The sequence below is a fragment of the Paenibacillus graminis genome, from assembly GCF_000758705.1.
Lineage (GTDB): Bacteria > Bacillota > Bacilli > Paenibacillales > Paenibacillaceae > Paenibacillus_AQ > Paenibacillus_AQ graminis.
The window spans coordinates 2828565-2849123 of sequence record NZ_CP009287.1 but is presented as its reverse complement, the minus strand read 5'-3'; the positions used below and the strand labels follow the sequence as shown (position 1 = coordinate 2849123).

The 20559-nt window shown below is 53.1% G+C and carries 16 protein-coding genes and 1 tRNA gene; 5 read left to right on the top strand and 12 right to left on the bottom strand.

Translation table 11 applies throughout. The annotated features are described in order from the left end of the window. Positions 1 to 212 precede the first annotated feature (212 nt). Positions 213 to 560, top strand: a complete 348-nt coding sequence (locus PGRAT_RS11580) for a VOC family protein (RefSeq protein WP_025704439.1) — start codon at positions 213 to 215, stop codon at positions 558 to 560. A gap of 405 nt (positions 561 to 965) precedes the next feature. Here the strand turns inward: PGRAT_RS11580 and PGRAT_RS11575 are convergent, their stop codons facing one another. From PGRAT_RS11575 to PGRAT_RS11565, 3 genes are all read right to left on the bottom strand, one after another. Further along, positions 966 to 2813, bottom strand: coding sequence for a sensor histidine kinase (locus PGRAT_RS11575; RefSeq protein ID WP_081758657.1), 1848 nt, complete (start codon positions 2811 to 2813; stop codon positions 966 to 968). Between the two features lie 49 nt (positions 2814 to 2862). Then, the gene (locus tag PGRAT_RS11570; RefSeq protein ID WP_025704437.1) at positions 2863 to 4509 is read right to left on the bottom strand and encodes a response regulator transcription factor; all 1647 of its coding nucleotides are present in this window, start codon (positions 4507 to 4509) and stop codon (positions 2863 to 2865) included. Positions 4510 to 4705: 196 nt separating this feature from the next. Then, on the bottom strand, positions 4706 to 5617 hold the full coding sequence (locus tag PGRAT_RS11565) for a GNAT family N-acetyltransferase (RefSeq protein ID WP_025704436.1): 912 nt from the start codon (positions 5615 to 5617) through the stop codon (positions 4706 to 4708). 83 nt (positions 5618 to 5700) lie between these two features. On the opposite strand from PGRAT_RS11565, the gene PGRAT_RS11560 reads away from it, so the two are divergent. Further along, positions 5701 to 6396: a DUF7002 family protein gene (locus tag PGRAT_RS11560; RefSeq protein WP_155990331.1), complete on the top strand. Its 696-nt coding sequence runs from the start codon at positions 5701 to 5703 to the stop codon at positions 6394 to 6396. Between the two features lie 358 nt (positions 6397 to 6754). On the opposite strand, the gene PGRAT_RS11555 is transcribed toward PGRAT_RS11560, so the two are convergent. From PGRAT_RS11555 to PGRAT_RS11545, 3 genes are all read right to left on the bottom strand, one after another. Beyond that, on the bottom strand, positions 6755 to 7663 hold the full coding sequence (locus PGRAT_RS11555) for an NAD(P)/FAD-dependent oxidoreductase (RefSeq protein ID WP_025704434.1): 909 nt from the start codon (positions 7661 to 7663) through the stop codon (positions 6755 to 6757). Next, positions 7660 to 7986 (bottom strand): thioredoxin, encoded by a 327-nt coding sequence (gene trxA, locus PGRAT_RS11550; protein WP_337588158.1) that lies wholly within the window; start codon positions 7984 to 7986, stop codon positions 7660 to 7662. Before trxA ends, PGRAT_RS11555 begins: the two co-directional genes overlap by 4 nt. A 608-nt stretch (positions 7987 to 8594) precedes the next feature. Then, positions 8595 to 8678 (bottom strand) — tRNA-Leu (locus PGRAT_RS11545). Positions 8679 to 8856: 178 nt separating this feature from the next. Between PGRAT_RS11545 and PGRAT_RS11540 the strand changes: the two genes are divergently transcribed. Continuing rightward, a complete protein-coding gene (locus tag PGRAT_RS11540; protein ID WP_042266609.1) occupies positions 8857 to 9312 on the top strand; it encodes a YhjD family protein in 456 nt (151 codons plus the stop codon). A gap of 64 nt (positions 9313 to 9376) precedes the next feature. On the opposite strand, the gene PGRAT_RS11535 is transcribed toward PGRAT_RS11540, so the two are convergent. The 3 genes from PGRAT_RS11535 to PGRAT_RS11525 all read right to left on the bottom strand — a co-directional run bounded on the left by PGRAT_RS11535 (position 9377) and on the right by PGRAT_RS11525 (position 10713). Further along, a complete protein-coding gene (locus PGRAT_RS11535) occupies positions 9377 to 9595 on the bottom strand; it encodes a hypothetical protein (protein WP_025704431.1) in 219 nt (72 codons plus the stop codon). 123 nt (positions 9596 to 9718) lie between these two features. Further along, positions 9719 to 10036 (bottom strand): hypothetical protein, encoded by a 318-nt coding sequence (locus PGRAT_RS11530; protein ID WP_020433779.1) that lies wholly within the window; start codon positions 10034 to 10036, stop codon positions 9719 to 9721. Positions 10037 to 10140: 104 nt separating this feature from the next. Continuing rightward, entirely contained in the window at positions 10141 to 10713 is a 573-nt protein-coding gene (locus PGRAT_RS11525; RefSeq protein WP_025704430.1) for a xanthine phosphoribosyltransferase, read from the bottom strand. Between the two features lie 177 nt (positions 10714 to 10890). On the opposite strand from PGRAT_RS11525, the gene PGRAT_RS11520 reads away from it, so the two are divergent. Continuing rightward, the gene (locus PGRAT_RS11520) at positions 10891 to 12015 is read left to right on the top strand and encodes a YkvI family membrane protein (protein ID WP_025704429.1); all 1125 of its coding nucleotides are present in this window, start codon (positions 10891 to 10893) and stop codon (positions 12013 to 12015) included. An 827-nt stretch (positions 12016 to 12842) separates the two neighbouring features. On the opposite strand, the gene PGRAT_RS11515 is transcribed toward PGRAT_RS11520, so the two are convergent. From PGRAT_RS11515 to PGRAT_RS11505, 3 genes are read right to left on the bottom strand one after another with little or no spacing between them, the layout of a single operon-like run. Beyond that, positions 12843 to 16310 (bottom strand): AAA family ATPase, encoded by a 3468-nt coding sequence (locus tag PGRAT_RS11515; RefSeq protein ID WP_042266606.1) that lies wholly within the window; start codon positions 16308 to 16310, stop codon positions 12843 to 12845. Beyond that, positions 16307 to 17833 (bottom strand): metallophosphoesterase family protein, encoded by a 1527-nt coding sequence (locus tag PGRAT_RS11510; RefSeq protein WP_025703112.1) that lies wholly within the window; start codon positions 17831 to 17833, stop codon positions 16307 to 16309. Before PGRAT_RS11510 ends, PGRAT_RS11515 begins: the two co-directional genes overlap by 4 nt. A 4-nt stretch (positions 17834 to 17837) precedes the next feature. Further along, positions 17838 to 18974 carry a glycosyltransferase family 4 protein gene (locus PGRAT_RS11505; RefSeq protein ID WP_025703110.1) on the bottom strand — a complete coding sequence of 379 codons (1137 nt, stop codon included), beginning with the start codon at positions 18972 to 18974 and terminating at the stop codon, positions 17838 to 17840. Between the two features lie 174 nt (positions 18975 to 19148). Between PGRAT_RS11505 and PGRAT_RS11500 the strand changes: the two genes are divergently transcribed. Beyond that, entirely contained in the window at positions 19149 to 20543 is a 1395-nt protein-coding gene (locus tag PGRAT_RS11500) for an RsmF rRNA methyltransferase first C-terminal domain-containing protein (protein WP_025703108.1), read from the top strand. Positions 20544 to 20559: the final 16 nt, after the last annotated feature.

Here is a 20559-nt window from a genome sequence, read left to right as displayed (position 1 = left end):
ATTTGCTTGTGAGTTGATTATACCGGGGAACGGGGAACGGCTTGTAGAGGGTAATCTGATTATTTCTGGTCTCTGGCGACTGTAAATCAAGGTGCTATATCCCGCCGAGGCCATTGAAAAAGGAACTTTAATTTAAATGTAGAATAATTAATATAGAATATTTAATGTAATCGGATAACTAAAAATTTGATAACAGACAGGAGTAAAGTACGATGATAAAAGGGTTCGGAGGAATATTTTGGAGAACCAAGAATCTTGAAGCTACAAAAAAATGGTACAGTGAAGTGTTGCAGGTTGAAATAGGAGATTGGAATGGGACTGTGATAAAACCCCAGGCAGGAAATGAGACGGTCTTTTCTTTCTTTACCGAGAGTAACAGTTACTTCCCGACAGAACAACAAGTGATGTTAAATTTCCAAGTATCTAATCTTAACGAGACGATTAAGCACCTTGAACATATTGGAATACCTCTTGCAAAGAAAAAAGAGAGCAGCGAATTTGGACAGTTTATTTGGATTGAAGATCCTGAAGGTCGCCTGATCGAGCTTTGGGAAAAATAACGAGCTTAATAAAGCAGCGGCAGTCCAGGCCTTTATTTTCTGTTCCAAGGCTGCAAACGGCTGTGCCATCCTGCACCGGACAACGCTGCGTTGTGGATTCCAGCTTAGCGTTTCCTTGAGAGCCCCTTATCAATCCTTCGGCAAATCCAAGTGGAAAAAGGATAACTAATTTCCCCATATCCCCTATTCTCCGCAGGTGAAGTGGAAAAAGGGGCACTAATTCAGCTCATTTCGCTCCTGAAGAGGGAATTGCACCCAATTAAGTTCCCTTTTTCCATTTAAATCTCACAATTGTTGATTTTGGGGAGAAATAAGCTCCCTTTTTCCAACTATACCTGAGCCCACGGTGCCAATTCCCGTCTCCAGGCAAATGATTGAATAATTGGCATCGGTGCAACAAATATTTTATTTTCTTATAACTGCTTTCACAGTAACCCTTACGGCTGTGCCCGTGCCCAGCTTCGTTTCGATGGACAGGCCATAGCGGTTTCCGGCAAAATAACGGATTCTTTCATGCACATTGTATAATCCGAACGAGCCGTCCAGTCCTTCCGCCGTTTGTCCGGCGGCGGGCTGAAGCAGCAGGCAGTTCGCCTGCTGCGGGTCCATCCCGATGCCGTCATCCGCTACAGTCAGCACAACATCGCCGTTCTCCAGACGCACAGAGATTTCTATCGTTCCCTGCTTGTTTTTCGTCTTGCGTATACCATGCAGCAGCGCGTTTTCAACTAGTGGCTGGAGCGTCAGCTTAGGAATGATATAAGACTCCAGACCAGACTCAGCCTGGATGGAAAACGTAAAGGTAGAAGGGAAACGGTTCTGCTGAATCTCCAGGAACACCCGGGCCAGCTCCAGTTCATCCGCAATGCTGACATTATCGCGGCCTTTGTTCAGACTTAGCCGGAAATACTGGGCCAGCGCTTCGATCATTTCGCTGGTATCCTCTGCATCATGGGAAATTGCTGACCAATTGATCATATCCAGGGCATTGTAGAGAAAATGAGGATTGATCTGGGCCTGCAGCGTCCTCAGCTGGGCTTCACGCTCTTGCATCTTTGCCCGATAGGATTCTTCCATCAGATTGTTGACCTTATGGATCAGATGATCAACGCTGCGTTCCAGCAGGCGGAAATCCCCGTCCGGCAACGACCGGCGGTCCTCCAGCCACCCGATCCCCTCCTTGCGGATCATCCGCAGGATCATCTGCACCCGTCGCTGCATGCCCTGGATCATGAACATCAGCAGCACAAACACCAGCACAAGGAACATGACCGTAATTCCCGCGAGGGTAGCAATACTGGTGAACTGTCCAAGCGCTGTAGCGCGGTGCGAAATCTCCGCTTCCGATACCTGTGCCACCAGCTTCCAGCCAGTCGTGCCAACAGTGGTGTATACCACATTTACTTTGTCGCGGCCGATGGTTCTTTTTACAATTCCTTCTTCGGAATGGCTGACAGCGCTAAGCAGTTCTTCGGGAAGCTGGTTCAAGGCTTGCGAGGAGTCTGCTGCAGCATCGGGTTCCAAACCTTCAGGTCCATCTGTCCCATAGATCAGCTTACCGCGCCCGTCGATTAGATACGGTGCATACTTCTCCGAGAATTGCAGCTCCGACACAATCTCCTGAACCAGCATTTCAGATACATCCATCACTAAAATGCCGACAATTTCCTCATAGTCCCTGGGGTTGCGCAGCATCCGGGCAGCGGAAAAAATCTTCTTCTCTCCATAATCGTTATAGATTTCCGGATATACCCCCGTCCAGACAATGCCCCCGCCCGCCTCCTTTACAGCTTCGTACCAAGGGTATTTGTCCATATCCGCCAGCGGATACAGGTTAATCCGGTCACCGCCGTACATCCGGGAAGCATCCACAAAAAAACGCAGCCGGAAAATATCCTCATTCTCCTGGGCGGTTTCGGCCAGATTCCGCAGCTCCTTGATCTGGCCCAGCTGATCGGTAATCTTGTCCTTTTGCAGCAGATTGTCGTACAGGATCTGGTTCATGAAGACAGAGTTGCTGCTGTCGCGGATATGGTTCAGCTTATAAGTCAGGTTCATTCCCGCCTGCTTCAGAGTGAGCTGCATCGTGCGGGTTACTTCCTTCTCCAGAATGTCATTGGAGCGCTGATAAAAGGACCCCAGCATAATCGACACAGGCAGCAGAATGAGCAGTGTATAGGCGAGCAGCCAATTTCTCGCAGAGAGAATCCCCTGACTAAGGCCAGTCAGATAAGTCCAGGCTCTTTTCATCATGCAACCTCCCCGCTCTGCCCGGCCTGTCCCCGCAAGGGTTCAGGCGGCCTCATTTAAGCTGCTCCCTGTATGCGCTAGGTGTACTTCCGGTTATTTTTTTGAACAGCTTGCTGAAGTGGCTGGGGTCGGTATAGCCCACCGCATAACAGACCTCATACAATTTATTCTGCGGATCTTTCAGCAGGTTCTTCGCCTGCTCAATCCGGACCTTGGTCAGATATTCAAATAAGGTTTCTCCGGTTTCCTGCTTGAACAGCAATCTGACATAGGTGGGGCTGAGATATACGCCTTCAGCGATGTCCGATGCGCTTAAATTCTCGGCAAATCTCTGCCCGATCAGCATGCGTACCCGTTCAATAACCTCGCCGGCCTTTCCACTGCGCTTCAAATGGGAGAAATCGCAAACCTCTTGCAGATATGCCGCGGTATACCGCAGCAAATCCTGCATCGTTTCCTGGCGCATTACCTGCTTCCAGGCTTCCATCTCTTTCTGCTCCCACTCTTCTGACATCCCGTTCAGCTCAAGCATGACCTGCCCGGATTGGAGAATCAGATGCAGGCTGACATTCTGGGCATAACGGGAGCCATGACCGCGGTTCTGCTCCAGCCGTGCAAAAATCTGCTCCAGCTCGTTCAAGGTGCGCTTCCGGTCTCCGGACCGCAATGCCGCGAGCACCCGTTCACTCCACTCCGCTTCATAGCGGTACCGCAGATGCTCAGCGGATTCCAGCTTGTCCATCGACAGGATGCGGTTTTTGCCCAGATACCATTTCTGGTCTGCCGCACCTCTCGCCTGCTTGTAGGACGACGGTAATTCCGGCAAGCTGCTGACGCCTTCGCCCACTCCGATGGTCACACTGAGCTTCAGCCATTGCCGCAGATTGTCACGGATGGATTCCGCCAGCAAGAGCAGCTCCTGCTCGGGAGACTGAACCTCCTCAGCCTCTTCCGTATCTCCGTCATCCAGCTGCCGGGTCAGCAGAATACCCACATATTCTCCGGGCTGCTTCTCAAAGGTAATCCCCCGCATCTGCTTATCGATTAATTCCTGTATAATATTCAGCACCGTATAGGAGAGCAACTGCTTATCCTGTTCGGTGCGGGTATCCAGTACCTCCGGTATATCATCAATCATAATGACAATAACGATGTAACCGTTTGCAGATAACAATGCCAAATCCAGAAACTCAAGCTTCTCCCGGATATGCGCCGGATTGATGCGGTCACTGATTACGGACAGGAGGAACCGCTCACGCAGCAGCGGCAGGCTCTGTGCCAGCTTAACCTGCATCTCTTTCACCCGGCTGCGTTCCCTTGCTTCCGCATCAAGCGCTCCCGTCACCTTGCCCATGACAGAAGCCAGCTCTTTGCGGCGGATGGGCTTCAGGAGATAATCCACTGCATGAATCTGCAGCGCAGACCGCAAATAATCGGCATCGTTATGCCCGCTAATGAACACGATTTTAGTAAAAGGCAGTACCGCACGCACTTCCGCAGCCATCCGTATGCCGTCCATCGCAGGCATCTGCACATCCGTCAGCACAATATCCGGCTTCAGCTCCTTGATCATCTCAAGTCCCGTATCTCCGTCATCCGCCGCGCCAATCAGCTCGATCCCCTGCCCCGCCCAGTCCACATAACTGCGCAACCCGTTCAGTACAGAAGGCTCATCATCAACAATGACCAGTGTTTTCATTGGAATGTTCCTTTCTGAATCTTCCAGTTATTCCATGCTCCTAGCCGGCCTAATCCGGCAGTACAAAATTCCTCCTCACCAAAAATTTCTACAAATGCAGAGGTTCTCCTTCCTCAAACAAATTCTTAGACACCGGGATATTCCTTTTTCTACATTTCATAGACCAAAAAAAACGCCCGGTTTCCCGGGCGCTTCATCATTCGTTCTCTTTAGCTGTCAAATCGTATGCGAAGCAGGCGGCGGACTCGGCTTGCTTGAAGCCTTCCCCTATATACAGCGAATTGGCACGCTCGTTTTCCGCATTTACACAGAGTATTGTCCGGGTGTATGCATTGTCCTTGGCGAACCGCAGTGCCGCTCTCAGCAGAATCCGTCCCAGCCCTTTCCCTTGATATTCCGGCAACACAGCCAAAGGTCCAATGTTCATGATCGGAGAATCTTCGTAATCATCATCCGCTCCACGCACAATGCCGACTGCCTGGCCGTTATGGTAAAGTATTAATAAGCCGTTGGCAATGTAGTCCTTGCCGGAGATCATCTCAGTAACCATTTCCGGTGTGGCCGGGGTTTCGCTCCCCTTCAGCTTGGCAAAACCGGCATTCCTGACCTCACACCAGACAGCTTCATCGCTTCCTGGACGAAAGGACTTAATCTCGTAGCCGGCGGGCAAGCTGAAATCAGGAACCGTCTCTTCATCCCTGACCAATAAAAAGGAATATCGCTCTATGGCAAATCCGGCAGCCAGCATATTCTTCGTCTCTCTTGTATTAACCGCCGGCACAAATAAATTCAGCTTATCCAGACCTGCCGTATGCGGTAAAATGGCTTGCAGCAGCTCCTGGTATATCCCCTGGTCCGCTGTATCTGCCTGAAAAATCCGAAAACGGCCCTTCCGCCCTCTGCGGTTGTAGTCATTCAGAATCAGCGAAGCAGCCGCAATTACCGTGCCCTGTGCATTAACCGCAACATAGGTGGGGTTCTCTTCGGACAGCTCAAACTCTGCAAGGTCTTCTTCATACAGAAAAGAATCATCAATATCCGCCCGGTGTTTCCGGCAAAAATCCAAAAATTCGTCCCTTCTGTCCTGACTCAACGCTTCAATTTCCATTAGCTTGTCATCCTTCCAGCCTGTAATACTGCTGTTCTAAAAATATCAGAAGTTCAGCTTTTCGAAAAGGATAAAAAACAATTATGGACCATTCTATCATCGATGCTATGACCAAAAGCCCGCTAAGAGGCTCACTATACCATTTCACAAGAGCCAGGAACCTTCCCGGCATGGCCGCCTTGGATGCGATCTTCGCTTCCTCCCTGCTCTACCCTGAATATGCTAATGGCGTACGCCGGACAGAAGCCCGGGAAGCGGCCTTTAACGGCCAGCTTGCAGTGCTTAACGCCCATCTGCGAATCACCCCCGAGGCTATGGGACCGGGAACAACGGCTGAACAATTCCGCGCCTGCCTGGACCGCCATGTCTTCCTCTGGCCGACTGAACGTGACTGTATGGCTATGGCGTCTATGTACTCCCGCCGGGAACCGGGTGAGGCTTTTGCCATTCTGAGATTTGCCGCACGTCCGCTATTAACCGAACATTTCGACCATATCCGGTTGTCCAAATATGATTCCGGGAGCTCCCCGCGTTATCCGCACCGGATGTCCTACCGCAAGAGCTGCGACATGCTGCTGCCTATCGGACAGTTCATGACGAAGAAAGGCGCAGCCCTTCCGGCTGCACCTTCCCAGATCAAAGAAGTGCTTGTAGAACTTCAGCTCACTCCGTTAAGCAGATATCTACAGACAGTATACTGTTCTGATCCCGGGCGGGTCCCTGTGGCTTGGAGCGCTATCCGTGAACCGCTGGTACTGCCTGCTTCCCAGCCGCCTTAACGAATCCGTTCACAGAGATTCTTAGTCAAGCCTATTCCGCCTATAGGGGCAGACAATGTGGGAAAAAGTACCACTATTCAAGCTATTCGGCCTACGGACCAGACTATGTGGGAAAAAGGACCACTAATTTGGCTAAAAGCAGCCGTTTAGGGGGATTATGCATGAATTAAGTATACTTTTTCCAACTTAAACCTCCTGCAGCGAGGATTTCAGCGAAATAGCTATCCTTTTTCCACTTCGCCCCTGTTCCGGAAGGGCCTCATTGCCTTCTCCAAACCCTCAAGTTCACAAAACCATCAGGTTCACAGTTCAACTCCTATAGTCATGTGGCGGCAGATAGTTTTTGAAAGGGCCGGATTTATCTATACGCGAACTCCTCTTCCGTCAGCTCCATGTTGATGGACATGGCGGCCTTGCTGCCCTGGGCAGCGGCGTAAATTAACTGCGAGGGCATCACATAGGAGGCATCCCCGGCCGCGTAAATTCCGGGTACTGAGCTTTTTCCCATCTCATTTGCGGCAATTCCGCCCGACTCAGTCACTTCATAACCCAGCTGTGCCTGAAAATCCGCCTTCGGCTGCAGCCGTGGAGCAACAAAACCGCCTGTCCGCTCAAAGTGCGTACCATCTGCAAATTCGACCTGCCGCAGCTTTCCCCCACTGCCTATAAATGCAGCCACTGGCTGCTCAATGATCCTAATATTCCTGGATTCCAGAAGCTCCCGCTGCTCCATTGTCAGCACATCCGCCCCGCCTGTGGCAACAATCAGGTCTTTGCTCCAGTTATACAGGATTTTGGTCATGTGGAACACTCCCGGCTGACCGGACACCACGATAAGCGGTTGATCCCGCAGCTCCCAGCCATCGCAGTAGGGACAGTTGAAAAGGCTTCGCCCATAATGCTCGCTTAACCCGGGAATGTCGGGCATAATCTCGCGCAGCCCCGTAGCGATCAGCACCTTGCGGGCCGTAACGGAGCCGCCGTTTTCTGTCGCGATTAAAAATTCATTGCCGGCCCGGCAGACATCAGTGACTTGGAAAGATTGCCTAGTAACCGACGGATACCGCAGCACCTCTTCATAGGCCATACGCCGGAATTCAGCCGGTGTCACGCCATCTCTGGTAATAAATCCGTGGGAGGCATGAGTTACTCCGTTTCTGGGCTGATTGTCGTCGAACACAATTACCTTCCGCCTCGCTCTGCCGAGCACCAAAGCCGCATTTAATCCTGCCGGTCCCCCGCCAATAATTGCACAGTCGTAACTCATCCTGCTTCTCCTGAAGCCAGAGCGCGCAGAGTACCTGCCGGAAGAATCCCTGTCTCCTTATACTTTAAGGTACCGTCCTGAAAAATAAGCGTGGAGGGAATACTCATAATCCCATACTGGGCGGACGTTACCGGATTTTCATCCACATTGACTTTAATGACACTAACCTTCCCTTCTGCCTCCTTCGCAAAAGCCTCCAAAACAGGAGCAAACATTCTGCACGGCCCACACCAGGAAGCCCAAAAGTTCACTACTGTTACTCCATTTCCCTGAACCAGCTGATTAAAATTCTGATCTGTAGCATGTTGAATTGCCATTGCTATCGCCCTCCTATTATAACCTTTAGAGACTGATTATATCCTTTATTGAAATAAAAGCATTAAATAAAGGACTTAATATATCTATAATATACCGGATAATTCAGTATGTCAAATCAACTATACACAGCTCCCTTCCACTGAAGGGGGGTTGCTGTCGGGAAAGTCTCGACAGACTGAGATGTCTTGCAATAGCGAAAATCACTTCGTAGAAACTTGCCTGTCGGTGGGTAGAATATCAAACCAGAAACATGATTTGGCTTTTGCTGGGTATGCAGCACATACCAGGCGGTAATGAGTTCCGTCTGCGGGGTAATATTCCACACACCCTGTAAGGGTAATCTCTTTGCTCCATCAGCGTGTACGGAACATGGGGGATGTCCAGCCGCTCCATGATCTTGCTAGCTATCACCTCATTGTACGGTTCTGGTTAGGCGCCCCGCTCCCCCCTTTGACCCAGACAATGTTTTCTTCTGAAAGGAATCTCACTTATATGAATCAAGAGCCGCAAAAGAATTTTCCACTCAACGGTTTTCCGATAGTCCAAAAAAATATGTAAAAAGCTCTTGAACCGTCACAAGGACAATTCAAGAGCTTATTCATTGTTAAAATAATGCGGTCGAGAGGACTCGAACCTCCACGGTATTGCTACCACACGGACCTGAACCGTGCGCGTCTGCCAATTCCGCCACGACCGCATATCATTAGACTCGCTTTCGCGGTCACAAGATAGATCATACCATGCAGGAATTACGAAGTCAATATCTTTTCGTAATTTTTTTATATTCATAAATTTTTGTATAAATATTGCTTTTATTTGCTGGTTAGGAGTATAATGAGAACAAAGGTTCGCATACTATAAATGAGGTGATTTATATGGCGACTACCAAGAGAAGTACACTAAATGCACCATTGATCCCAGAAGATATAACCAAAGACGAAAAGTCACTTGTCCGGAGCTATTTGCTGCTTACGTTCATTCATAAAGTATTTGAACGCGATTGCCGTGTCATCGGCAGGAGCGGATTGTTCAAGACGCCGCAGCTGTATATGGAGCTGGTGTCTGGTGCAACGAAGAAGACTTCTCTTATGCTGCAGGAGGTCACCCGTGAACTCACCGCGCATAATTTGAAGATCACAACCATCCGCCAGGATCAGCGTGGTGTAGAGGCCCAGTATTCCTGCCGCGGATACGCCGGAGAGATGAATATTCCATGGCCGGGCTTCCGTAATGAAATGATGCTGCGGATGCGTGCCTACCTCGGTCTGAATCCTGAGCTTAATGTGCTTCCCAGAGAAGAAGCGGTGGAGCAGATGGCTCTATCGATTTAAGATCTGCCTAGACGCTGCAACAGCCCCGTCCATAACCGGACGGGGCTGTTAGTGCTGCTGTAAGTTATATATTCTCCGGCCCTTGTCTGGGTTCGGCGAAGGGCTGGTATATATAGTTGCGGTCCAGCTTCACAACCCGCTTATTGGGCCGGCGGATCATCACCTGCGACTCGTCCCAGGCCAGCACAATCCCTTTTACATCATTGCTCTCCAATCCGTCGCGTACAACACGTATCTTCTCACCGGAAATCCGGTAGGCATCCAGCTGTTCATCACTGATCATAAGACTGAAGTCACCTTTCCTTTCCAACACATCAATTCCGTAATCCAGCCGTGAAAAAGACCCAAATGAGTAATCATCCGGGTCTAGTTGCTTGCAGATCAATCCTTTTATCTTATGAAGTTCTTATATCAGCGCTTCATTCTTCTCAAACCAGAAGTCAAGAACTTTAGCGGACATCACACGTTGCTCCAAATACTCCACCTGATGATCACTGAATTTCTGTCTCCAGTTGAAGGACAGCTCTTCACACAGACTTGTGATGGTCAAAAGCTCAGACCAAGCGACATAACGTTTGTACCAGAAAAACTGAGGATGTTCGATCATATAGGGATACAGATCGTCGAATTCCGTATGTTTGCAATCCAGCGCACGCTCGAAGTGATCCTTGGCCTCGGTTAGTTTATCAATAAAAAATTGCTCTGTCACCGGTTCTTTCCCCATTGTGACGCCTCCTCTCTCATGTCTAATTTTTATTATAAAGGAAAAGTTATAGAGTGAAAAGCAGATGTTTTAAAAATAGGCTAAGTTCCTCTAATTGTCACCCTTTACTCGTCAAAGACAATTTTTCCTTCACTCAGTGACATAATGCGGACAAGCGACTCCAGCCGGATCCCCTGTTCCCGGATGGTTCTGGCCCCTGCCTGGAAGCTTTTCTCTACGACTACACCGAGTCCGACCAGTTCGGCACCGGAACGGTGGATGATTTTAATCAGACCTCGCGCAGCATCGCCGTTAGCAATGATATCATCAATAAACAGCACCTTGTCGTCCGGGGAAATAAACTGCCGGGAGAGCATAATGTCTGTAACGATGCCTTTGGTGAACGAAGGAACTCTTTCACAGAGCGCATCCGGATCAGCGAGCAGCGTTTTTTTGCGGCGGGCAAAAACCAGCGGCACCTTCAACTCATAAGCGGTGGCAAATGCCACGGCAATACCCGAGGATTCCACGGTAACCACACGGGTAACTCCAGCATCAGCAAATCTCCCGGCAAACTCCCGTCCCATTTCCATCGTCAGCATAGGATCAACCTGGTGGTTGAGCAGAGCATCCAGCTTTAGCACCTGATCGGAAAGGACAACCCCTTCCTCCAAAATCCGTTTTTTCAATAATTCCATGTTATGAACCTCCATTACCCTTTATAATTCCAGACATTCCGCTGTAACCACTTCATATAAGTATTAGGCGGAAGTCATGTCCTTCTGCTCAACATCATAACCTGTACTATATGGACTGCACAAGGCTATCCTTGGTATAGCTATTTTTATCTTGGCAGCATTTTTAAGGAGGGAGCCATGAAATCCCATGTCCGCACACTGCAAATCGCCTTTACCTATATTGGTACTATCGTAGGCGCCGGTTTCGCTACCGGCCAGGAAATCCTCCGTTTCTTCACACGTTATGGACACTGGGCGGTGCTGACCATCCTGTTCTCCACCGTCCTGTTTATCTGGCTCGGCACCAAAATGATGATCATCGCCCGGCGCGTTCAAGCAGAGTCTTATGAGGATTTCAACCGCCATCTTTTCGGTGAACGTACCGGGAGAAGCATCAGCCTGTTCACCATGATTATCCTGATTGGCGTGAACAGCATTATGCTGGCCGGGGCCGGAGCTATTTTTCAGGAGCATCTCGGAATGCCCTATCAGGCTGGGCTTCTGTTGACCATTCTGGGTTCCTACCTGCTGCTGAAGCGCGGAATTTCAGGTATCCTGCAGATCAACAGCCTGGTGGTGCCGTTAATGCTTACTCTGTCGCTAATTATTATTTTTAATACGCTGGGCGTGCCCGGTGCGGAACGTTTTTTGTTCCTTCCGACGGATCACAGCTTCTTTGGCGCCTGGATGTCCCCCCTGCTCTATACGGCGTTCAATCTCGGAATGGCCCAAGCCGTACTGGTGCCGCTGGCCCGGCATACGAATGATGAAAAAGCTCTGCTGCGCGGCGGGATTCTCGGGGGGATAGGTATTGGCTTCATGCTGCTCGCGGCACATTTTGCCATGAGCTCGCAAATGCCGGGCATCCTTCAGTATGAGATTCCAATGGGCACCATCGCCATCCGTCTTGGCCCTGCCGTACAGAGTATCTATCTCCTGCTGATTTTCATGGAGATCTTCAGCACTTTTGTCGCTGATATCTTTGGTGTCGGCGTACAGCTTCAACAGCGCCTGCCGGTCGCCCCTGTCCTCGTGACTCCACTCTTGATGCTGATCTGCTACGTGTTCAGCCAGTTTGGCTTCAGCTCGCTTCTGTCTATATTTTACCCTATCTTCGGCGCAGTGTCGCTGGTATGGGTCGTAATGCTGCTGCGTGCCCCAATGTCCCCGCCTCCAGGCCCGGCAGATCCTCCTCCAGGCAAGGAGGGTAAAGGGATCACTATCGCCGCTGTTAAACCAGTGATCCGGATTACACGAAAATAACGGCTGCCGCTGGAAGCGAACCTGCTCTGTACATATACTAAGAGGGTAATGTTGAAACATTCCTCTGGGTGAACGAACAGGACCGGATCAAATCCGGGCGGTATATCCGGGCGAGGCCGGTTCCTGCGGGGAGGCCAGTCCTGCGGCGAGGCCGGTTCAAACGTATTTTACCCTTTGATTGCGCCATTCCGGTGGTTTCAAGGTAGTAAAGAGTCTACGTATCTTCTTGGCGCTTTGTTTGCCGGTTAAGTGGAAAAAGTATCACTAATTTTTTGAGTATCAAGCACCCCGGAAGTCTAAGTGGAAAAAAGTACACTAATTCAGCTCATTTCGCTCCAGATATGGAAATATCACTGAATTAAGTTTCCTTTTTCCACTTAAACCTCAAGATTGTTTAATTCTGAGGAGATTAAGTTCCCTTTTTCCACTTGCTTGCCCCACTGCCGAAATCAAAGGCACTTTCTCCACTTCATTCCCTTGCTGCGCTCTAACAAGCGTATTTCTGCCATGTCTTGGATCGCTCACGCATGCGGTGCTTCATCAGCCTCCAACAATCGCATTCCTGCGGTTGTTTTGGGTGGATCATGCTTGCTGCGCTCCAGTAACCTCCAACAAGCGTATTTCAGCTATTGTTTCGGATGGCTTATGCCTGCGGTGTTTCAATAACCGCATTTCTGCTGTTGCTACCACCCACTTCCGCCTGCTTCCTGCGGGCGGGGCCGGTTCAAAGGTGCTTTTACATTTTGATTCTCCCAAGCGAATCTGGCAAATGAGTTTTCGAAGGTGCTCGTTAACCGTACGAATGGTGAGATCCGCAATATTAGGCTCTAGACGGAAATAACCTGCGCTGCGGGAATGATCCTGGCTGCCGCTTCAACCACATGCCGGTGGCAGGTCATCATGATAATCTGCCGGTTTGCAGACAGCTCGCCGAGCAGGGCGAGTGCCGCATGCAGCCGGCGTTCATCGAAATTAACGAACAGGTCGTCGAACAGCAGCGGGAGATTTGCCTGCCGTGACATCGTCTCGGCAAGCGCCAGCCGGATAGCCAGGTACAGCTGCTCCGCCGTTCCCCGGCTGAGCAGGCCGCTGTCCAGCAGCCCCAGGTTCTTATGCTCCGCTTTTAGCTCCTTATTGCCAAGTGTCATAACCACCCGCCGGTACTCCCCTTCCGTCAGTTTAGCAAAATACTCGGACGCCAGCAGCAGCACCTGCGGCTGCTTCTCCCGCTCATAGATACGGCGCGTTCTGCCCATTAGTTCAGCCGCCAATGCTGTTACTGCATATTGGCCTGCAATTACCCGCAGCGCCGCCCGCTGCTCCTCTAGCTGCTGGAGGACTGAATCCTCCAGCCCACGCTCCAGCAAATATTCACGCTCCTGCAGTAGCTTGCCCCGATGCTGCAGCATAGCATTGCGTTCATCTTCAATACTAACTGCGTTCTCCTCCGCAGTATTCCGTTCCTGTGCCAAAGTGTATGCATCATGAGTCTCCAGCAGTGTCAGCAGCTCGGCGGCGGCTTGATTCTCCCAGCCTCCGAACATAGCCAGCTCCCATTGACGGATCGATTTCGTCAGCTCAACGCGCCGTTGTACAGCCGAGGACCGCCGCAGAAATTCCTCACCGTCCACAGCTCCGCCTTCGTGCAGCAATTCGCAGGAACGGCGTGACAGTTCCTCCAGTTCCCTGCTGCTCACTGCCAGCTCTTCCTGCAGTTCCAGCAGCCGAACGTTCATTCCTTCCCGGCGCAGCTGCTCCATCTGTAGAAGGTCCCACTCCCGCTTCCTCAACTCCAGCCAGCTGAGAAGAGATAAACCCACAGCTTCGAATTGCTGTTGAAGCGGAGTAGCTGAGACAGAGGTCGTCTTAGAACCCGAAAATGGATGTTCGTGATCAGCTGCTGCAGGAGCATTGGGCATATCAGACCGGTCGGTAGCAGCAACACCGTCTGAGCTTCGAAGAGCTTGAACAGCTCCGGCAGAATGCTCTAATTCATTCACCGGGTCATCCGAAGACAAGTTCTGGTGGCCTGCATCAGCAGACGTACCCACGTCCCTCCCAGCCCCTTCATTCTGCCCCGATCCCACTTCAGCTATAGCTCCATCTCCGGCTTCAATCATTAATGCCGATACTTCCCGTTCAAAGAAAAAACACTCGGATTTCAAGTTACCCAGACGCACAGCAAGCTTATGCTCCTGACGCAGCAGCTCGTTGCCTTGCTCCACCATGGAGAATATATCCGGCAGGCCCTCGGGCGAGAGGCCGTCAGGCAGCTTGCGTTCATGCAGCCATTCCTCATAGCGTCCGGCCAGCGCTGTGAAATCAGCCTCGGCCTGCTCCAGTTCCGCGGCGAGTGCATGTTCCTGTCCCGAAAGCGAGTCCAGCTCAACCCGGCAGGCCTCCCGTTCGGCAGCCAGTTTTTCCACACGCTGCCGCCATGCGTTCCATGCATCCATAAGCCTGCGAAGCTCTTTCATCCCGGCCTCCAGCCCGCTGGCGTCAGGGCTTACGCCTCCGGCCGGCCGCTGCCCCGGCCTGCCAAGCCCGCTCTCCGGCGCCGCGCCGGAGAGCAGCAGCCCCCGCAGCCGCCGCATCTCCGCAGCGGCTGCGCTGCCCTCCCCGCCGTGCCCCGGCGGGGCCGTGTCCGCCCTGCGCTCCGCGCGCAGGGCCACCCACAGGGCCAGGTCCGCTGCGGCCAGCAGGCCGAGTGCGGCCCAGGCGCTGACCGGCGGTGCGCCGGTCAGCCACAACGCTGGCGGCAGCAGCAGCGTAAGCGCTGCGCCCGCCAGCAGCATGCGCCGGTAGCGCTGCGCCCGGCGCCCGGCGCTGCCGGTGCCGCTGCCTGCGGCGCCGCGGCCGCGCAGCGGCTCTCCGCCGAGCTGCGCTTCGCGCCAGCGCTCGGCAGCCAGCTGCAGCTCGTCCCAGAGCTGCAGCAGCTCGCGCGGGCTGCGCTTGGCTAAGCCCGCGAAGTCGGTTGCACCGGCGGCGTGCTCGCGCGCCAGGGCCCGGTCTGCCGCCTGCAGCGCAGCGGCGGCAGCGGCCAGGCGGGAGCGCAGCGTCTGGCGCTCCGCTTCACGCGCTTCCATGCGGCGGTCATACGCACTGAAGCCTGCTGCAAAGCGCCTTGCAGCTTCACGGTCTGCCGCCGTAGCGGAGAAGCCCGCCAGCTCAGCCTTGCCCCAGCCCGCCCCGATGCCGCGCAGAATGCGTTCCAGATGCACTTGCAGCGCATCAAGTTCAGCTGCAAGGCGTTCCGCTTCGGATTTCTTATCTTCATAGCTGCTGCGCCGGCGGTCCAGAGCTTCGAGGTGCGGTCCCTGAGCCTGCAGCCGTTCATCCGGCGGATGCTTCTCCAGTTCAGCTGCAAGTTCCCTGTGCTGCCTCTTTAGACGGAAGACCACCCCTTCGGCATTCTGCACTTCAGTCTCCAGTGTCCGCCAGCGGGCGGCTCCATCCTCAGGAAATGCCCCAGCGATCACCGGAAGCTCCGCCAGCTCCAGTTTGGCTTCGCTCCATTTCAGCCACAGCTCGCGGATCTCCTGGGCTTTGCGCAAGTGAACGAGTCTTCCGGCTGCGATCCGCCGTCGGTCCTCGATCTGTGTCAACTGCAGCTCAACAGCTTCCAAGTCGGCTATGTTCTGGTTATAGCGCGGCAGATAGGAACGGCTTTCGGCCGCCTCCCTCTCCAGCTTCTCAATCGACTGCAGGACTTTAGCTGCTTCCTGCAGCTTTCCGCGCGGCTTGTAGAGCTTCTCCGCGTCCTGCTGCAGCCGCCGCTCGGCCCGCATAATCTCACCTCCGCCCCCCATACCGGCATGGAACAGATAGCTGCTCATTTCCTCGGACTGCAGCGCGCCAAGCTCCTGCAGCTCATCCAGCGAAACCGCAAACAGCTGGCGGAACATGCTGCGGGAGATACCGCCCAGCAAACGCCGCTCCATCTCCGTTTGGCCTGCTTCTTCGGTTCTTCCGTCGGGGTAACTAACCGTAATGTGCAGCTTTTCACTTCTGCCCGGTGTCTCTCCACCTGTCATATACCGGCGGATTCTCCACTGGCCGCCTTCCCGATCACGCGCGGTCAGCATTCCGCCATGCTGCCCACCTTGCGCAGGCTCATAGCGCTCAAGAAGGTTGGCTCTGCCCGGAATGCCGAAGAGCATAGCGCGTATGAACTGCAAGGTCGTGCTTTTTCCGGCCTCATTGCGGCCATAGAGCAGGCTTATACCGCTGTCCAGCTTCATTTCACGGTTATGCAGGCGGCCATAACCGCCAATCTGCAGCTCCTCTATTTTCACCCGGCATCCCCCCGTTCCTCCCGGACAGGCTTCACTGTCTTAGCCCGTGCCGTCTGTTCTGTGCCGTACGGCACTAACTCTTCGCCGTTCTCAGTCTGGAATTTGCTTTCGTCCTCTGAGACAGGAGACTCCCCTAGCTCACCGGACAGCATTCCTGGCTCTATATGGAGCTGTTCCTGACGGTTATGGTCTTCTTGCCGGGTTTCGCTCCCGGCCAGCATGGCTTCAGCATTCTCATCCATTCCTGCAAGCAGAGTAATGCCAAGCTCGGCTGCATTTCTCAGCCAGCCCAGCTTCTCCTCCCGTGAGACAGAAGCAAGCATTCCGCGCAGCTCACGATTCTCCATCAGCGGCTTGAGCGCGCTGTCCATCAGTTCCTCCAGCCCGGCAGAAGAATGTTCACACCGCCCGGCCAGCCTCAGCATTTCGCCAAGAAAGCTGTCCTCCTGAAGCAAACGCCCGCGGTCAATGGCCAGTCCGGTTTCCAGAACGAGTCCTTCGGTCCAGACCAGACCTGCGTACTCTTTGCGTTCTGCGCGTATGGCCTCCCGCCGCTGCAATTCAGCGAGCAGATCCTCTGCCGCACCTTTCTCCGCCAGCGCTCTGTGTACTGCGCCTCGTCCTGTCAGCCGGAAGCGCACCACAGACATCCGCTCCGGCAACTCGTCCCTGACCTTCTCTACGGCCTGTTCCACGGCCCCGGTCCACTGCGCTTCATCCGCCAAGCCATCTATGGAGAGTTCACGGACATGCCAGCGGACAACATCCAATTCATGAAACTTGAGGGCCGCCTGACCTGCCTCATTCACATCCACAACATAACAGCCTTTCGGTCCGGTCTCTTTGACACTGCGCCCCTGAATGTTCCCCGGGTATACAATCGGCGGCTGCTCATGCAGAATACTGCGTTTATGTATATGTCCCAGCGCCCAATAGTCGTAACCGCGGCTGATCAGATCTTTGCGGCTGCAGGGAGAATAAGTCTCATGCTGGGGATCTCCATCTACGTTGCCGTGCAAAAGAGCGATATGGTACAAATCGCTTCCCGGCCTGCGTGTAAATTGCAAAGCTGTGTTCTCGGTCACCTTGGCGGTAGGATAGGAAATTCCGCTGACTACAGCCACCTCCCGGCCATCACTGCGGCGCCGGGCAATAGCTTGTCCTGGTTCACTGCCGCCGAATACGGTCACATGCCCCGGAGGCTCGGTGCGGAGACGGGGCCCGTCCAGCGGATCATGATTGCCATGAATCAGGAACACTGCAATGCCGTGCCTCCCCAGCTCCTGAAGCGCCTCCTGAAAGCGCAGCTGCCCCTGCAGCGAAGCGTCCGAGATATCGTAGACATCCCCGCTGATGACCACAAAATCGGCTTTTTCCTGAACCGCTACGCCAACAAGCCGCCCGAGGGCGGCAAAGGTGGACTCCCTTAAATAGGAGCGTATAGCCTGCGGGAGCTGCGCCAGTCCGGCAAACCGGCTGTCCAGGTGCAGATCTGCGGCATGCAGAAAACGAAAAGGAATCATAGCCTCACCCTTTCGTTCCCGGCTGATACTGCAGATAGGTTTTTTTGAGCTCATTGGCTACACGTGTTAATGAATATAAGCTCTTCGCTTTATCCCAGGCCGAACGGGACAGCTCGTAGCGGTATCCGGGATCGCTGATCACTTTTTCCAGAGCATCCGCGAGTGCCACCTCATCATCCGGATCAACCAGCAGGCCGTTCACCCCGTCTTCAATCTGCTCCGGAATTCCGCCTACATTGGTGCCTACCAGCGCCAGACAGCTTAGCGCCGCCTCCGCAAACACCGATCCGAAGGCTTCCGCGCGGGATGGCAGCACAAAAATATCAAAGAACGGCATAAATTCTTCCGGGTGCAGCGTATAGCCGTAAAAAATCGTTTCATTATAAATGCCCAGATTCTGTGCCAGCTGCTCCAGTTCTGCACGGGAAGGACCATCACCGATAATATGCAGCACATATTCATGATTGCGTTTTTTCAGTTCGGCGCAGGCTTTGAACAAGATGTCTATTCCTTTGGCCGGTACCAGACGGGTTACGGTTACCAGCTGCGGAATGTCGTTGTCATGCGGCACCGGCTTGAATCTTTTCTCATCAAAACCGTTCGGAATCACTCCGATCCTGTCAGGCTGATTAATATATGGGGCCAAGTAGTCGGCAAAAGAACGTGATACCGTCATGAGCCGGTCGCTGACATGCTCCAGTTCGCGGTATATCGAGACGAGAAATTGATGCTCTGGTCCGCCTTCAAGAATGGCTCCATTCAGAATCAGCTCGCGCTCATAGCTGGAGTGCAAAGTTTGAATCAGCGGGATTTCGGGATAGATTTTTTTCATCGCCAGTCCGGCAATCGGATGATGGGCATGGATCAGATCATAGTTTTTGCTCATACGCAGCTTGGTCCACCATATATAATCCTTGTAGGTCTGAATGTATTTTTGTACAACAGGACTTTCGCCATAGAGGGTCCAGTCAAAGGTTTCAAAACTAACCTCTTCGCGCCCCTTGCCCCGGATGCGCTTGGGCAGCCAGAACAAATCCATGTCCCAGCGGCTTGAACGGAAGCGTTCCTGCAAATACGGGATCATAGAAGATACACCACCGGGTTGCTCCGGCGGGAAGAATAGCGCTTGCAGCAAGTTCATAAGGCATTCCCCTTTACAATTGCCCGTTTACGATGAGACCCGGCAATTATGATATAGTGGTATATATGTACATTTACAGGTACGCTTAGGTCCCATACCTTGATTTTATCGGTATCCACCTGAAACAGCAACTAAGAAGAACTTTTTAGATTTTGACAAAAGGAGAAATGATGTATGAATGAAGAACGGCTCCCTGCCGCTTATACTGCCGCCATCAGAGAGATGCTGGGGCAGGAGGCGGACGCTTTTCTGGAGAGCTGCACCGCCCGCAGGACCCAGGGACTGCGGTTCAATACGCTCAAAAGCACCTCGCTTTCAGGCCGTGCAGCGGCTGCACACGCAGCAGATTTATTCGCCCTGACGCCAGTGGCCTGGTGCCCTGAAGGATACTATTATGAAGAACCTGCCCGGCCGGGCCGCCATGCTTATCATACCGCCGGATTATATTATATTCAGGAGCCCTCCGCAATGTCCGCAGCCGAACTGCTGGCCCCACGCGCCGGTGAGACCGTGCTTGATTTTGCGGCAGCTCCCGGCGGCAAAACCACCCATATCGCTGCTCTGATGCAGGGTCAGGGGCTGCTCGTTTCCAATGAGATTCATCCGGAACGGGCTAAAATCCTGGCGGAGAATGTCGAACGTCTTGGCATCTCCCACGCCATTGTAACCAGTGCAGCCCCGGGTGAACTGTCCCGCCGTTTCCCGGAAGTTTTTGACCGGATTATGCTGGATGCGCCCTGTTCGGGCGAAGGAATGTTCCGCAAAGACCCCGCTGCCATCGGCGAATGGTCCCCGGAGCATGTCGAGATGTGTGCGGCAAGGCAATGGGACATTCTCCAGGATGCCTATATTATGCTGAAACCGGGTGGCAGCCTGGCCTACTCTACCTGTACTTTCAACCGCAAGGAGAATGAGGACACGATCTCGCGGTTTCTGAATAGCTATCCCGATATGGAGCTGATCTGCGAGAAGCGTTTGTGGCCTCATGTGGAAAAAGGCGAAGGCCATTTCGTCGCCTTGCTCCGCAAGGAGGCCTCCGGAGAAACTGTGCCTAGCCAGAGTAAACGCGGCAGCGGGCGGAGCAAAACCAGTCCGAAGCTGCCTTCTACTGTCCGCGATGCCTACCAGCAATTCATGAGCTGGGCTGCCGGAGAGCTGCCGGGATTTCCTGGACACGGTATGCCTCTGCTGTTCGGAGATTCCCTGTACCTGCTGCCTGAAGCGTTCAGCGCCAGCTTGCATACCGGCCTCTTGGACGGGCTGAAGGTCCCCCGCGCAGGGCTGCACATTGCCCATCTGAAGAAAAACCGCATTGAACCGGCACATGCCCTCGCCATGGCTCTGGAGCCGGACCAGGCCGCACGCAGCTACGATCTGGCGGCAGACAGTCCGGAAATTCAAGCCTGGCTGCGCGGCGAGAGTCTTCCTGTCTCGCCTGAGCTGCACGGTTGGACATTAGTAACCGTAGACGGACTTCCAGTCAGCTGGGGCAAAGCCAGCTCCGGGCAGCTAAAAAACCATCTGCCCAAAGGGCTGCGGATTCTCAAAGCCCAGACTGATGAGCAATAGGCAGCCAGGGAGATCC